Consider the following 14,473-nt stretch of genomic DNA (forward strand, 5'->3'; position numbering starts at 1 on the left):
CACGGACCCGTAGACGCACGGACCCGTAGACGCACGGACCCGTGGACGCGTAGAGCGACCCGCCGCTCCTGACGGGCCGGCCCCGCGGCCCGTCACTCCCTCCGCACCCCTCACGGAAAGACAGCGCGACGATGACGACTCCCCCTGTCCAGGGCCTCAGACGGCCCTCCCACCGTCGCGGCCGGACCGCCGCCGCGACCGCCGTCCTGTCCTCGTTCGCCCTGCTCGCGGCCTGCGCCGGTCCGCCCGGGACCGGCACGGGCGGCGCCGGCGCGGGGGTGAAGCTCTCCGCCTCCACGCCCCCGGCCCGCGGCGGGATCGACTCCTTCACCTGGGCCGTCTACGCGGAGCCGCCCACCCTCGACTACACGGCCGCGTTCGACTACCCGCAGAACACGATCCTGTCCAACGTGTGCGAGAGCCTGATGCGCTGGACGCCGGGGCTCACCACGGAGCCCGGCCTCGCGCGGAGGGCCTCGAACCCGGACCCCACCACCTGGGTCTACGACCTGCGCGCGGGCGTGCGCTTCCACGACGGCAAGGTGATGACCGCCGACGACGTGGTCTACAGCCTCGGCCGGCAGCGGGACCCGAACAACGCCGCCGCCTGGGCGCAGACCTTCCAGAACGTCTCCTCGATACGGAAGACCGGCCCGCTCCAGGTCACCGTCAAGCTCAAGAAGCCGGACTCGCAGTTCCCCCAGTACATGGCGACCGCCGCCGGCGTCGTCGCCTCCGAGGCGGGCGTCCGGGCGGCCGGCAAGGACTACGGCACCTCCGGCGGCCTCGCCTGCACCGGCCCGTTCAAGCTCGGCACCTGGAGCAAGGGCCAGTCGATCGAGCTGGACCGCTTCGACGGCTACTGGGGTACGAAGGCCAAGGCGAAGAAGGCCGTCTTCAAGATCCTGACCGACCCCTCGGCCCGCACCAACGCCATGCTCAGCGGCGAGATCGACGGTGGCTACCTGATCCCCACCGAGAGCTACGGCCGGCTGCGCGACAGCGGCGTCGGCACCCTGTACTTCGGCGAGGGCCTGAGCACGGTCAACATCGACATCACCGACATGCACGGCCCGCTCGGCGACCTCCGCGTCCGCAAGGCGCTCTCCCTCGCGCTCGACCGCTCCGGGTTCGTCCGGGCCGGACTCGGCGGCGCGGGCACCGTCACCACCTCGCCCACCACCCGCGCCGTCTGGGCCGGGGCCTCGGAGCAGACCCGGAAGGACGCCTTCGGCGCGCTGCCGCCCGCCGCCCAGGACATCGAGAAGGCCAAGGCGCTGATCAAGGAGGCCGGCGCCACCGGGAAGGCGCTGACCGTGGCCACCAGCCCCATCGGCCAGGACGTCTCCCTCCTCGCCACCGCGATCCAGGCCGCCGGGACCCGGATCGGGCTGAAGATCAACCTCAGGACGATCGCCCCCAACGCCTTCACGGCGCTGTTCACCGACCCGAAGGCGCGCGAGGGCATCGACATGTTCCCGCTCACCTACTACGACTCGGTCACCGACCCGCTGGACCTGCTGCAGAACTTCAAGACCGGCGCCTACATGAACTTCGCCGACTACAGCGACAAGGCCTACGACGCCCTCGTCGACCAGGCCACCGGCGTGTACGAGCCGGACCAGCGGATGAGGATCGAGGTCGAGCTGCAGAAGCGGGTCGCCGAGCAGCTGCCGTGGATCCCGGTCGCCGAGTGGCCCACCGCCGTCTTCCTCAACAAGAGGATCACCGGCGCCCCCACCACCATCTCCTACATGTACCACCCGTGGGCCGCCGGCATCGGCGCGGCGGACGCGGGAGCCGCGAAGTGAACTTCCTGAGATTCGCCGCACGCCGGGTGGCGGAGATGGCCGCCACCCTGCTCGGCGCGTCGTTCGTGGTCTTCGGCGCCATGTACCTGGCGCCGGGCGACCCGGCCAGCTTCCTGCTCTCCGGCCGCTCCGCCTCGCCCGAGGCCCTCGCCGCGATCAACGCCCAGTACCACCTGGACGACCCCTTCTTCGTCCGCTACCTCCGCTGGCTCGGCGACCTCGCGCACGGCGACTTCGGGCGGTCCATCACCTACCGCACCGACGTCTCCCGGCTCCTGTCCGACCGCCTCCCCACCACGCTGCTGCTCGTCGTGATGGCGCTGCTCGTGGTCGTCGTGGTCGGCCTCGTCCTGGGCTGGATCTCCGCCGTGCGCGGCGGCGGCACCGACGCGGCCGTCCTCGTCGGGACCACGCTCGCCGTCGGCACCCCCTCCTTCGTCGCCGCCGTCCTCCTCCAGGGCCTGTTCGCCGTGAACCTCGGATGGTTCCCCAGCAGCGGGTCCGGCGACGGCCTCCTCGACCAGGTCTGGCACCTCACCCTGCCGGCGATCGCGCTCGCCCTGTACCTGATCGGCATGCTCGCGCGGGTCACCCGCTCGGCCATGCTGGAGGCCCTCGACAGCGAGCACGTCACCGTGGCGCGCAGCCGGGGCGTCCCCGAGCGCCAGGTCATCCGCCGCCACGTGTTCCGCAACTCCCTGGGCACCGTCCTCACCACCGGCGGCCTCATCGTCTCGACGCTGCTGGTCTGCACGATCCTCGTGGAGACCGCCTTCAGCATCGGCGGCATCGGCCAGCTGCTCGAACTGTCCACCTCGACCAAGGACTTCCCGACGGTCCAGGCCATCTCCCTGATCATCGTCGCCCTGTTCATGATCGTGAACCTCATCGTCGACCTGCTGCTGCCGCTGGTCGACCCGCGGATCACCCTCGGAGCGAGGAGTTCCTCCGCATGACCGCCGTCCTGACCCGCCGGCCCGGCCTCGCGAAGATCCGCGCCGCCCGGTCCCCGCTGTACCTGGCCTGCCTCGGCCTCGTCGCCCTCGTCACCGCCGCCGCGCTCCTCGCGCCGTGGCTCGTCCCGTACGACCCCAACGCCGTCGACCTCGGCAACGCGCTGGCCGGACCCTCCGCGGAGCACCTGCTCGGGGCCGACGCCGCCGGGCGCGACACCCTCTCCCGGCTGCTCCTCGGCGCCCGCACCTCGCTCCTGGGGCCCCTCGGGGTCGTGGTCTTCTCCACCCTCGCCGGAATCGCGGTCGGCATGACCGCGGGCTGGCGGGGCGGCTGGCTCGACTCCGCCCTGTCGCGCAGCACCGAACTGGTCTTCGCGTTCCCCGGCATGCTGCTGGCGATCCTGATCATCTCGATCTACGGCGAAGGGCTGCTCGCCCCCGTCATCGCGCTCTCCGTCGCCTACCTGCCGTACGTCAGCCGACTCACCCGCTCCCTCGTCCTGGCCGAACGCAGACGCCCGTACGTCAGCGCCCACCAGGTCCAGGGGCACTCGGCCCTCCAGATCTGCCTGCGCCACATCCTGCCCAACATCGCCCCCGTCGTCCTCGCCCAGTCCACCATCAACTTCGGCTACGCGCTGATGGACCTCGCCGGCCTGTCCTTCCTCGGCCTCGGCGTCCCCGCCCTCACCCCCGACTGGGGCCGCATGGTCTTCGACGGCCAGACCGCCATCCAGCAGGGCTACCCGCTCTCGGCGGTCCTGCCCAGCGTGTTCATCGTGCTCACCGTCGTCGCCTTCAACGTCGTGGGAGAACGCTGGGCCGACCGCGTCGCCAGGAGAGACCGATGACTTCCCCGTACACGCTCCACGTCCAGGGGCTGCGCGTCACGCTCCCCGGCACCGCCCGCCCCGTCCTCGACGGCGTCGACCTCCACGTCGCCGCCGGCGAGACCGTCGCCCTCGTCGGCGAGTCCGGCTCCGGCAAGACCCTCACCTCGCGCGGCGCGCTCGGCCTGCTGCCCCCCGGGGCCGTCGTCGAGGGCCGGATCCGCGTCCTCGGACAGGACGTGCTCGCCATGAAGGGCGAGCAGCTGCGGGCGCTGCGCACCGACACCGTCGCCATGATCTACCAGGACCCCCGCGCCGCGCTCAACCCCCTGCGCCGCATCGGCGACTTCCTCACCGAGAGCGTCACCCTGACCGGCCGGATGTCCCGGGCGGACGCCGGCGCCCGAGCCGCCGAACTCCTCGAAGCGGTCGGCCTGGACGGCTCCGCGCTGGACAAGTACCCCGGCCAGGTCTCCGGCGGCATGCTGCAACGCGTCGTGATCGCCGCCGCGCTCATGGGAGACCCCGAGCTCCTCCTCGCGGACGAGCCCACCACGGCGCTCGACGTCACCACGCAGGCCGAGGTCATCGCCCTCCTGGCCGAACTGCGCGCCCGCTTCCGCACCGGACTGCTCTTCGTCACCCACGACCTCGACCTCGCCGCCGCCATCAGCGACCGCGTCTACGTCATGTACGCCGGCCGGATCGCCGAGAGCGGCCCCGCCGAAGCCCTCTTCGCGCGGCCCCGGCACCCGTACACGGCCGCCCTGCTCGCCTCCACCCCCCGCCTGGAAGCCCCGCGGGGAAGGCTCGCCGCCATCGACGGGCAGCCCCCCGACCTGCGCCGCGAACTGCCCGGCTGCCCGTTCGCCGCCCGCTGCCCCCTCGCCACGGAGGTCTGCGAGCGGCAGAGGCCCGAGCCGGCCACCGCGCCGGACCTGCCCGCGCACCGGGCCGCGTGCCACCACAGCGACCGACTCCTGGAGAGCCCCGCCGATGCCTGAGAACGTCCTGGAGGCCGTCGGCCTCCACCGCGCCTTCGGGAGCGTCCGCGCCGTCGACGACGTGTCCTTCGCCCTCCCCGAGGGCGGCTCCCTGGGCATCGTGGGCGAGTCCGGCTCCGGCAAGACCACCACGGCCCGGATCGTCGTCGGTCTCGAAGGGGCCGACGCCGGGGAGATCCGGGTACGCGGCCGGGCGCGCGGCGCGCGACACCGCGGCCGGGCCCGGCGCCTGGCACGCGCGCGCGAGGTCCAGATGGTCTTCCAGGACCCGTACCTCTCCCTCGACCCGAGGACCAGCGTCGAACAGGTCCTGCGCGAGACCCTGCGCCTGCACTTCCCCGGCACCGACCACGACCGGCGCGTCCGCGAGCTCCTCGACCAGGTCGGACTGGGCACCCGCGCCGCCGACGCCCGGCCCCGGCAGCTCTCCGGCGGCCAGCGCCAGCGCGTCGCCATCGCCCGCGCCCTCGCCGTGGAACCGGCCGTCCTCGTCCTGGACGAGGCGGTCGCCGCCCTCGACGTCTCCGTCCAGGCGCAGATCCTCAACCTCCTCGCCGACATCCGGGAGGAGACCCGGATCGGCTACCTCTTCATCACCCACGACCTCGGCGTGGTCCGGTGCGTCACCGACGACGTCATCGTCATGCGCAAGGGGCGCGTCGTCGAGGCGGGCCCCACGGCCGAGGTGCTCGCCGCGCCCCGACACCCCTACACGCGGCTCCTGCTGGAATCCGTACCCCGCCCCGGCTGGGACCCCCAGGCGATCGCCGCCGCCCGCCGGGCGCTCTGACGGCCCCGGCCGTCCCGCCCCCGCTCCCGGCGTCCGAAGCACGCGGCCACGAAGGCCCGTCGACACAGGAGGTCAACCATGAACGAACACACCGCCGGCCGGCACGCCAGCCGGGGCCTGAACCGGCGGGGCTTCCTCGTCACCGCCGGAGCGGCCGCCGCCGGGGCCGCGCTCGCGACGACCCTCCCCGAACGGGCGGGCGCCGCAGCGGGGCCCTTCCGGGTCCCGATCGAGGACGTCCGCCACACCCGCACCTGGATGGCCTGGCCGGACAGCACCGCCATCTGGGGCGGAAAACTGGGCGGCGTCCAGGCGGACATCGCGCTCATCGCCCGTACGATCGCGCAGTACGAGCCGGTCGTCCTGTGCGCCAACTCCGGCAGCGCGGCGAAGGCCCGCCTGATGTGCGGCCCCACCGTCACCGTCATCGGCTCCATCCCCGTCGACGACTGCTGGATGCGGGACACGGGCCCCGTCTTCCGCACCGACGGCCACGGCGGTCTCGACGCCGTGGGACTCAACTTCAACGGCTGGGGCGGCAAGCAGACCCACGCCAGGGACGCCCTCGTCGCCGAGCGGATCGCCTCCTACGCGGGCGTCCCCTTCACCTACGCCGACCTGGTCGGCGAGGGCGGCGCCATCGAGCAGGACGGCGCCGGCACGCTGATGGCGACCCGCAGCAGCCTGGTGAACCGCAACCGGAACCCCGGGATGTCGGAACGCCGACTGGAGGCGGCGATGTGCGAGGCGTACGGCGCGTCGAAGGTCATCTGGTTCGACGGCGTCTACGGGCAGGACATCACCGACGACCACGTCGACGCCACGTCCCGCTTCCTCGCCCCCGGCGAGGCCCTCGTCCAGATGCCGCCGTCCACCGACACCGACGCCTACGCCCGCGACGCCCGCCGGCAGTACGGCACCCTGTCCGCCGCGACGACCGCCACCGGCCGCCCCATCGACACGATGCGCCTCCAGGGCCCCGACTACAACCGGATCCGCTCCACCAACCGGGACTTCCTCGCCTCCTTCGCCAACTTCTACCTCTGCAACGGCGCCGTCATCAGCGGTCAGTTCGGGGACCGGCGGGCGGACGAGGCGGCCAGGGCGACGCTCGCCCGGCTCTACCCGGACCGCGTCGTCGAGCAGCTGGACATCGACCGCCTGGGCACGGGCGGCGGAGGCATCCACTGCGTCACCCAGCAGCAGCCCGCCGCCTGAGGGCTGTCCAAACCATTGACTGAAATTTAAGTCAATCTCTAAGGTGGGCGCACCGTACGGCGCCGACGGGCCACCGGGCGCCGTACGGATTCTCCGATGCCCTTCTGAACCTGAACGGGAGCCCACATGGGGCCTGTCGACTCACCCACGCCTGATTCCGCGCCGCACGCGGGCATCGAACGGCACTCGATCGACTGGGTGCCCCTCTCGGAACGGCACGGAAAACCGTCGAGCGTGGGGGCCATCTGGTTCGTCGGCAGCCTCAACCTCACCGGCCTGGCGACCGGCGTCGTGACCCTGTCCATGGGCGCCTCGCTCGTGTGGACGGTGGTCGCCACCGTCCTCGGCTCGCTCTTCGGCACCTTCTTCATGGCGTTCCACTCGGCCCAGGGGCCCCAGCTCGGACTGCCCCAACTCGTCCAGTCCAGACCCCAGTTCGGCTACCTGGGCGCCGCGCTCACGGTGTGGGTCTTCGCCCTGGTCAACTACGTGGCCTTCAACACCTCCGACGCCCTGCTGTCCGGCCAGGCCATGAACCTGCTCACCGGTGTCCCCAACACCCTCGGCTACCTCCTCGCCGCCGCGGTGGCGACCGTGATCGCCCTCTTCGGGTACGAGTGGATCCACAAGATCAACAAGTGGCTCACCTGGCCCTTCGTCGTGATCACCGCGGCCGTCACCGCGTCCGCCCTGTTCGGCGGCGGGCTGCCGGACGGCGTCTGGAACGCGGGCCCGTTCGAACTCGCCCCGTTCATGCTGGTGTTCGTCTTCGTCGCCGGCTTCCAGCTGGGCTGGGCCCCGTACGTCTCGGACTACTCGCGCTACCTCAGACCCGACGTCTCCGTGCGCAGCACCTTCTGGTGGACCTATCTGCCGAGCGCGGTCTCCGGGATCTGGGTGTTCGTCCTCGGCGCCGTGGTCTCGGCCGCCGCTCCCGAGGGCACGGACCCGGTCACCGCCCTGAAGCTGTCGGCCGACCGGCTGTTCGGCGGGTTCGGCACGGTCGCGGTCGTCGTCCTGCTGGTCGGGCTGCTCTCCATCATGGCGATCAACCAGTACGGCGGCAGCCTCACCATGATCTCGATCGTCGACTCGTTCCGGCCGGTCGAGCCGACCCGGACCATCAGGATCGTCACGATCGGCATCATGCTGACCGCCGTCGGGACGGTCTCCACGCTCGTCGGCATCGACCAGTTCAACTGGTTCTTCGCCAACGTGGTGGTGGTCCTGACGTACCTGTTCATCCCGTGGACGGCCATCAACCTGGTCGACTTCTTCTTCGTCCGGCGCGGCCAGTACGTCGTGAAGGAGATCTTCAACCCGCGCGGAATCTACGGCCGATGGGGCTGGCGCGGAAACCTCGCCTATGTGATCGGCCTGGCCTGCATGGCCCCGTTCATGGTCATCACGGGCCTGTTCGTCGGGCCCGTCGCGGAGCGCCTCGGCGGCGTCGACTGCTCGGTCCTCGTCGGCCTGCCGGTGGCCGGAGGCCTCTACTGGGCCTTCGCCCGGAGTCTCGATCTGGCCACCGAACGCCGGATGGTCAGGGAGGAGGGCCTGCTGGACCGACTCCACTGAACATCCCACCGCACCACCCGCGCCTGCACGTACAGAACCTTCGAAACCCTTGAGAGAAGGAGCACCACGTGAAGACAGAGCACGACGGCGACCGTCCCGCCCTCAGCCGCAGAACCCTCCTGGCCCGCACCGGAGCGGCCGCGGCCGCCCTCGCGGTCGGACCCGTCCTCGGCGGGATCCAGCCCGCCATGGCCGCGTCCTGGCGCGTCCCCGGCGAGGACGAGTCGCACAAGCGGACCTGGATGGCCTGGCCGTCCAGCTCCACGATCTGGGGCAACCTGCTGTCCAAGATCCAGGCGGACATCGCCAAGCTCGCCAAGGAGATCGCGAAGTACGAGCCGGTCGTCATGTGCGCGGACGGCTCCTCGGCCGCCTCGCAGGCCAGGACCGCGTGCGGTTCCACCGTCACGGTCATCAGCTCCATCCCCGTCTCGGACTGCTGGATGCGGGACACCGGCCCGCTGTTCCGCGTCGACGACGCGGGCGGCCTCGACGCCTTCGGCCTCAACTTCAACGCCTGGGGCGAGAACGCCACGACCTTCTACGGCCTCCCCGCCTCCGCCTACTCCAAGGACCGCACGGTCGCGCCGAAGATCGCCGCCTACGACGCCGTCCCGTTCGCGAACGCGTCCGTGGTCGGCGAGGGCGGCGGCATCGAGTACGACGGCGACGGCACCCTGATGGCCACCGAGAGCTGCTGGCTGAACGGCAACCGCAACCCCGGCAAGACGCGCGCCCAGATCGAGGCGGAGCTCCTGTCCCGCTTCGGCGCCTCCAAGATGATCTGGCTCCCCGGCGTCACCGGCCAGGACGTCACCGACGGCCACATCGACGGAACCGCCCGCTACATCCGTCCCGGCGTGGTCATGGTCCAACTGGCCGGCGCCGTACGCCCCGACGTCTGGACCGCCAACGCCCAGGCCATCCGCGACACCCTGGTCAACGCGACCGACGCCAGAGGCCGCCGCCTCCAGGTCCTCACCATCGAAGGCCCCGACACCCTGCCCCGCGTCCAGGCGGGCAAACAGGCCGACTTCCTCAGCTCCTACATGAACTGGACGGTCACCAACCAGGCCATCATCACCACCCAGTTCGGCGACACCACCAAGGACGCCGCCGCCAAATCGGCCATCTCCGCCGCCTACGGCCGCCCCGTCGTCCAACTCAACCTCGACAACCTCTACGGCAACGGCGGCGGCGGCGCCCACTGCGTCACCATGCAGGAACCCAACCGCTGACCCACCGGCCGACCCGACGGCCCGGGTCCCGCCCTCGGGACCCGGGCCGTCCGGGGACCCGGTCCATGTCGGTCTTCTGTGCCCGTCCGAGCGCGGTGTTCTCCTTGTTTCGGCCCGGGGACGGTTCCCCGGTGCGTCTGCCTGGGGGTCCAGGCGGCTCCACGAAGCAGGGCGTCATGACCGGCCGGGCCGGCGAGAGCGCCGCTCTGTTCACCCCGCGTGGTGCGCGGGATGCGATGGGCACGAGATGCCACCGCATCCCGACGGTCGCCACGGTGGTGGCGAGTCCGGTGAGGACGAAGTGATCGCCCAGACGGAGACCTTCTTGAAGTCGTCGCCCTTAACGCGCTGACCTGGGGGGTAGTTGTATGAGCTGTGCTGACCTGTGGCTTCGCCCACTCCTTCATCTGGCAGAGGCGGCGGCCGGTTGTGGAGCAGGCAGGATTGCGTGTGACGGCCCTTGCTGCCCCTGGCACGTGCGGTAGCGTCCGCGCAGGCGCGCGGCTGACGCGGTCGCCTGGGCGACTGTTAGGGAGCAGCGATGACACCGCGGCCAGGGGGCGAGACGGACAAGTTCGGCAACCGCTACGAGGGGGCCTGGACGATCAGACACGCACTGTACGTGCTGCTGGGCGCGGGAACGTCGATCACCCTGGAGCCGGGCTCTCCGCTGGGGGACGGCGTGGAGTTCGTCTACCGCCATGATGGTGGGACTCAGGTGCACCAGGTCAAGCGGCAGAACCGGAACGCGAACAGCTGGAACGTCGCTTCCCTCCGCGACAAGGGCGTGTGGAGCAGCCTGCAGTCCCACGTGGACGCGGGCCGCGCGTTCCACTTCGTCTCTCTGGTCCCCGCGCGTGCACTCGACGAGCTCGCCGACCGTGCCCGCCGCTCCGACACCTTTGCCGCCTTCGAGGTTGAGTGGCTCACCGACGGACTTCAGGGTTCCTTCGACGCCCTTGCCGCGGCCGGCGTCTTCGGCTCGGCCGCGACGGCCTGGCGCATGCTGCGAGGACTGTGGGTGGAGTGGCACAACGAGCGGGACCTCGTGCACACCAACGCGGTTCTGGCCGAACAGGTCCTTGCAGGGGCCCCGGGGCGCCTGGCGGCTCTCGGGCTCGGTGATCTCCTGCTGAACAGTCTGGGGACCACGCTCGACGTCCGGGCCATCAGCGCCCGGTTGGGAGAGTACGGGCTGAGGCGTATCAACCGGACGGACGGCGCCGAGGCGACGGATGCGGTGGGCGAGGCGACGCGTCGGTGGGCATCGAGCGTCGAACGCGCTTTGTTCCGCCCGGCCATTCCCCGCGAGACGACCGATCAGCTGGTGGAGCAGGTCCTGGGCGACGCGCAGCAGGTCACCGTTCTGACGGGTGCGGCCGGCGGCGGGAAGAGCGCGGTGCTGCATCAGGCCCTGGACGCCCTCACCAAGCTGGACACCCCGGTGCTCGCCTTCCGTCTCGACCGGTTGGCGCCCTTCACCTCCACCCATGAGCTGGGTCTGCGAATCGGGCTGACCGGGTCGCCGGTCAGCGCGCTCGCAGCCGCGGCGAAAGGGCGCCGCTGTGTGCTGATCGTGGACCAGCTCGACGCGATCAGCATGGCATCGGGCCGCATCCCGGAAACCTTCGACGCGGTGGCCGACCTGATGGACGAGGCGATGGCGTACTCGGCCATGCGCATCGTCCTCGTGTGCCGGAAGTTCGATGCCCAGGCGGATCCACGGATCCGTCGGCTCACCGCATCAGACCGCTGTGCGCACATCACGGTCGGGGTCCTCACCGATGCCCAGGTCGATGCCGCGCTCGCGAGCATGGGCCTGGCTGCCTCACGCGTCACATCGTCGCAGCGCGTTCTGCTGCGGTCACCGCTGCACCTGGTCCTTCTGGCCGAGGTCGCGGACCAGGAGGAAGCCCTCTCCTTCCGCACGACTCGGCAGCTCTTCGACGCCTTCTGGGACACCAAACGAAAGGACTGCGCACACCGCCAGCCTTCCGTACGCTTCCACGAGGCCGTCTCGGCCGTCGTGGCGGCCATGAGCGCACGGCAAAGACTCTCCGTTCCTGACAGCCTGCTCGACGCGGACGCCCTCGCATCGAGTGCGGACGTGCTGGTGTCGGAGCACGTCCTCGTACGCGAAGGCCGGCAACTTGCCTTCTTCCACGAGAGCTTCTTCGACTACGCCTTCGCGCGCGACTGGCACCGGCGGGACGAGAGTCTGGTCACCTTTCTCGCCGGTGGGGAGCAGGAGCTCTTCCGACGTGGACAGGTACGGCAGGTCCTCGACCATCTGCGGGACCTCGACCCGGAGCGGTTCGTCCAAGAGGTCGAGGGACTGCTCACCAGCCCGGAGATCCGCTACCACCTGAAAGACGTCACCTTGGCCGTGCTGCGCGGCCTGGAGGCCCCCACCGCCGGTGAGTGGGAGGCTGTCGCGCGCGTGCTGGACACCCGTCCCCTCTTCCGGGACCAGCTCGCGAGCGCGGTCGGCAACGCGGCGTGGTTCCGGCGCGCGGATGACGAGGCAGCGCTCGACGACTGGCTGACCAGCGCCGACGAAAGGGAACAGGAGTGGGCGGTACGAATGATGGCCGCCAGCGCCGATACCTTTCCCGACCGGGTGGCCCGCCTCCTGGAACCGCACACCTCGGACCCTCGGTGGGGATCCTGGCTGGCGCGGATCGTCCGCTTCGCGGATCTCGCCGGCAGCAGAAGCCTCTTCGACCTGTTGCTGGACGGGGCGCGATCGGGACTCCTCACTGGACGCGAACACCTCGTCTGGAGCTCGGTGCAGGACCTTGCGGGTAAACAGCCTTCCTGGGCAGTCGAGTTGATCGAAGCGACGGTCTCGGATCGCCCGGACGCGCTCCGGCTCGAAGACGACGGCAGGGTCGGCGTTCTACTCACCCGGGACGACTCGGCCCTGCGTTTCGTCGCGGCTGCCGCAGTGGGTGCTCCGGAGGAATTCTGCGCCCGGATCCTGCCGTTTCTCCTGGCCGCCATGGCCGCGACCGCGCTCCCACCGAAGGATGGCTGCCCGGTCTACGACAGGCACTTCGCGTTTCGCTATCCCGACGACCGGCCCAGTAACTTGGGTGATGCCTTGCTCCAAGGCGCGGCCAAGGCGCTGCGGACCGTGGCGAGCCAGGACCCCGCCCGCGCGCGTGGCCTGGTGACAGGGCTCGCGAGCGTGCCGTACGAGGCGGCTCAGTGGCTCCTCTACCAGGTCTTGATCGAGGCGGGGCCCGCTCTCGCCCCTTGGTCCGTGGAGATCCTTCTGCAGGGCCGACACCGCCTCCTGTCCGGCTACGGATCCAACGTCGTGTGGGGGGCCCGCGAGGTTCTGCGTGCCGTTGGGAATGCCCTGCCCGACGACACACTCCGGCAGGTGGCCGACACGCTTCTCCACTTGCGCCTTCCTCCGGACGACGAGCTCTCGCCCTGGCATGAGTTCACGCTGCTGACGGCGCTCCCCGAAGACCGGCTGTCCGAGCGAGCACTGCGCCGGCTCGGAGAACTCCGACGGCGTCACGACGACATGCGGGAACCGGACGAGCCGGAAGGGGTGACCGGCGGGTTCATCGGACCGCCCATTTCGTCGGAGGCGGCCCAGTACATGAGTGACGACCAGTGGCTGGGCGCCATGAGGAAGCACAGTCGGGACCGCACCGACTGGGAGACCTTCACCGGAGGGGCCCGGGAACTGTCCCACGTGCTGAGGAGCATGACGGCGGCGGCGCCCGGCCGCTTCTCGCGACTCGCCGTCCAGATGGACTCGGGGATGCACCCCGCCTACGGAGCATCGCTCCTTCTGGGCCTTGGAGACGCGGAGCCCTACGGCGACCCGGATACCGTCTTCGCGGCGGTCCGTCACTTCTCGGCTCAGCGCAAGCCTGCTCATGACCGATGGCTCGGCTGGGCGATGCGGAAGTACCTCGCCTCAGTGCCGCTCGACCTCGTGGAGACGCTCCTGGATCGCGCGCTCGGCGTCGACGGCACCGGTGACCGGGCCGACTCCGGTGACGTGATCGGTGGGGGTGAAGGGGACCTGGGAAGCGAACCGGGCGCCGAGTACGACCTCCTTACCGCAGGGATCAACACCGTCCGCGGCAGCGCCGTCGAGAGCCTGGGCGACCTGCTCGTCCACGCCTCCGATGGCTCCCGGGCCGCCCTGGTCGTACCTCACCTGCGGAGAATCGCCGCCGACCCTTCGCTTCCCGTCCGGGCGTGCGCGGCTCATCTGCTGCATGCGGCGCTGCGGTACGACCGCCCCGCAGTGGCCGAGGCCTTCGCCGTGCTCGTCCGGGCTCCCGACCGGCTCCTGGCTTCACGGACGGTGTTTCGCCTGCTCGTGGCCCTCTGCCACGGGGACCCGGTGGGGTACGGACCGGTGAGAGAGCGGATGCTGCGTTCCCCGGTGACAGCGGTGCGCCGGAATGGTGGACGGGTGGCGGCGCTGGCGGCGATGGAGTGGGAGACGACGGACCTGCTGGCGGAGGTGCTCGCAGGGGAAGACGGAGCACAGCGGCAGGGCGCCGCGGACGTGTGTGCCCAGCGTCTCGTGAACACCGGGGACCAGGCCTTGGCGCATCACGCACTCGTCCAGTTCTTCCACGACCCGGAAGAAGGCGTGCGAGAAGCCGCCGCCGTGGTGGCCGTCGTGTTGAGGGGCCGACGGCTGGGGCCCGTGCGTCGCACGGTGACCGCACTGATCGATTCCAATGCCTTCGCGCCGGCTCTGCCGCAGTTGCTGATCACTCTTGAAGAGGCCCCCGACCGGATCGACGATCTGGTACTCGCCTGCGTACGACGGTTCCTCACCGTGTTCGGTGCCGCCTCGGCCGATCTGGCCACTCGCGCCGCTGCCGATGCCCACCACATCGGGGAGCTACTGGTCCGGGCCCATGCCCAGGCAGCCTCGGCTGCCCGCCGGTCCGAGATCCTCGATCTGCTGGATCAACTGCTGCTCCGTGGGTCCTATGGTGTGGCCGAAGCGATCGGTAGTGTCGACCGAGGCTGAGGCACCCCGAGAAGAGACCGGCAGGTGC

The 14,473-nt window shown here is 70.8% G+C and carries 9 protein-coding genes; all 9 read left to right on the forward strand.

Going from position 1 to position 14,473, the window contains the following annotated elements:
- Positions 1 to 131 precede the first annotated feature (131 nt).
- A complete protein-coding gene (locus ACH4TP_RS10420) occupies positions 132 to 1,811 on the forward strand; it encodes an ABC transporter substrate-binding protein (protein ID WP_398436999.1) in 1,680 nt (559 codons plus the stop codon).
- Positions 1,808 to 2,767, forward strand: coding sequence for an ABC transporter permease (locus ACH4TP_RS10425; RefSeq protein WP_389232665.1), 960 nt, complete (start codon positions 1,808 to 1,810; stop codon positions 2,765 to 2,767). The genes ACH4TP_RS10420 and ACH4TP_RS10425 overlap by 4 nt, the downstream gene beginning before the upstream one ends.
- On the forward strand, positions 2,764 to 3,618 hold the full coding sequence (locus tag ACH4TP_RS10430) for an ABC transporter permease (protein WP_398437002.1): 855 nt from the start codon (positions 2,764 to 2,766) through the stop codon (positions 3,616 to 3,618). The genes ACH4TP_RS10425 and ACH4TP_RS10430 overlap by 4 nt, the downstream gene beginning before the upstream one ends.
- On the forward strand, positions 3,615 to 4,601 hold the full coding sequence (locus tag ACH4TP_RS10435) for an ABC transporter ATP-binding protein (protein WP_398437004.1): 987 nt from the start codon (positions 3,615 to 3,617) through the stop codon (positions 4,599 to 4,601). The genes ACH4TP_RS10430 and ACH4TP_RS10435 overlap by 4 nt, the downstream gene beginning before the upstream one ends.
- Positions 4,594 to 5,391, forward strand: a complete 798-nt coding sequence (locus ACH4TP_RS10440) for an ABC transporter ATP-binding protein (protein WP_389232674.1) — start codon at positions 4,594 to 4,596, stop codon at positions 5,389 to 5,391. Before ACH4TP_RS10435 ends, ACH4TP_RS10440 begins: the two co-directional genes overlap by 8 nt.
- Before the next feature lie 78 nt (positions 5,392 to 5,469).
- Positions 5,470 to 6,609, forward strand: a complete 1,140-nt coding sequence (locus ACH4TP_RS10445; RefSeq protein WP_398437006.1) for an agmatine/peptidylarginine deiminase — start codon at positions 5,470 to 5,472, stop codon at positions 6,607 to 6,609.
- Positions 6,610 to 6,735: 126 nt separating this feature from the next.
- Complete coding sequence (locus tag ACH4TP_RS10450) at positions 6,736 to 8,187, forward strand: purine-cytosine permease family protein (RefSeq protein WP_398437008.1); 1,452 nt, start codon at positions 6,736 to 6,738, stop codon at positions 8,185 to 8,187.
- A gap of 68 nt (positions 8,188 to 8,255) precedes the next feature.
- Positions 8,256 to 9,425 (forward strand): agmatine/peptidylarginine deiminase, encoded by a 1,170-nt coding sequence (locus tag ACH4TP_RS10455; protein WP_398437010.1) that lies wholly within the window; start codon positions 8,256 to 8,258, stop codon positions 9,423 to 9,425.
- A gap of 541 nt (positions 9,426 to 9,966) precedes the next feature.
- The gene (locus tag ACH4TP_RS10460) at positions 9,967 to 14,445 is read left to right on the forward strand and encodes an NACHT domain-containing protein (RefSeq protein WP_398437012.1); all 4,479 of its coding nucleotides are present in this window, start codon (positions 9,967 to 9,969) and stop codon (positions 14,443 to 14,445) included.
- The last annotated feature ends 28 nt before the right edge of the window (positions 14,446 to 14,473 follow it).

It is taken from the genome of Streptomyces sp. NPDC021012 (genome assembly GCF_044333355.1).
GTDB lineage: Bacteria > Actinomycetota > Actinomycetes > Streptomycetales > Streptomycetaceae > Streptomyces.

Coding starts and splice junctions, on each gene's coding strand:
- ACH4TP_RS10420 (WP_398436999.1), top strand. CDS start 132: ATGACGACTCCCCCTGTCCAGGGCCTCAGACGGCCCTCCCACCGTCGC.
- ACH4TP_RS10435 (WP_398437004.1), top strand. CDS start 3,615: ATGACTTCCCCGTACACGCTCCACGTCCAGGGGCTGCGCGTCACGCTC.
- ACH4TP_RS10430 (WP_398437002.1), top strand. CDS start 2,764: ATGACCGCCGTCCTGACCCGCCGGCCCGGCCTCGCGAAGATCCGCGCC.
- ACH4TP_RS10440 (WP_389232674.1), top strand. CDS start 4,594: ATGCCTGAGAACGTCCTGGAGGCCGTCGGCCTCCACCGCGCCTTCGGG.
- ACH4TP_RS10445 (WP_398437006.1), top strand. CDS start 5,470: ATGAACGAACACACCGCCGGCCGGCACGCCAGCCGGGGCCTGAACCGG.
- ACH4TP_RS10460 (WP_398437012.1), top strand. CDS start 9,967: ATGACACCGCGGCCAGGGGGCGAGACGGACAAGTTCGGCAACCGCTAC.
- ACH4TP_RS10450 (WP_398437008.1), top strand. CDS start 6,736: ATGGGGCCTGTCGACTCACCCACGCCTGATTCCGCGCCGCACGCGGGC.